This is a genomic window from Polaromonas sp. UBA4122, from assembly GCA_002381615.1.
In the GTDB taxonomy this organism is placed as follows: Bacteria; Pseudomonadota; Gammaproteobacteria; order Burkholderiales; family Burkholderiaceae_C; genus Polaromonas.
Genome location: DFWY01000086.1, coordinates 34,402 through 34,903 on the forward strand (window position 1 = coordinate 34,402; position 502 = coordinate 34,903).

Annotated in this window: 1 protein-coding gene; it reads left to right on the forward strand. The window is 57.4% G+C overall.

Features of this window, described 5'->3' with window-relative positions; translation table 11 throughout:
• Nucleotides 1-176: 176 nt before the first annotated feature.
• On the forward strand, nucleotides 177-502 hold a 326-nt coding region (locus tag B3F77_RS11885), incomplete at its 3' end, for a DUF805 domain-containing protein (protein ID WP_293605153.1).

Sequence of the window (502 nt, forward strand, 5' to 3'; positions counted from 1 at the left end):
TTGAGTTGGGCAAGGTGCTGGCCAAAGACATCGAGCCGCGTCTTCAAAGCGGGGATATCTCAGGGCTTGATGGCTCTACGGCCGGGTTGTTGCAACGCCTCCTTGGCGCGTGACCGGGTCTGCGCATTATCATGGCGGGGAATCTGCCCTGCGTGAATCCTGAGGAGGAGAAAACCATGAATTTCGGTCAAGCTATTTCCACCTGCCTGAGCAAATACGCAACTTTTTCAGGCCGCGCATCACGACCTGAATTCTGGTGGTTCTTTTTGTTCCAGCTGCTGGTGTCCGTGGCGGCGAGCATCGTCAGCGAAAGGTTTGGATCGCTGGTGAATCTGGCCCTGTTGCTGCCAGCGCTGGCCGTGGGCACGCGCCGCCTTCACGACATTGGGAAAAGCGGCTGGTGGCAGCTGTTGATGCTGACCGGCATTGGTTTCTTTGTGCTGATTTACTGGTGGGTTCAACCCACGGCTGTCGGCACCAGCATGTACGACGCTGCATCTGC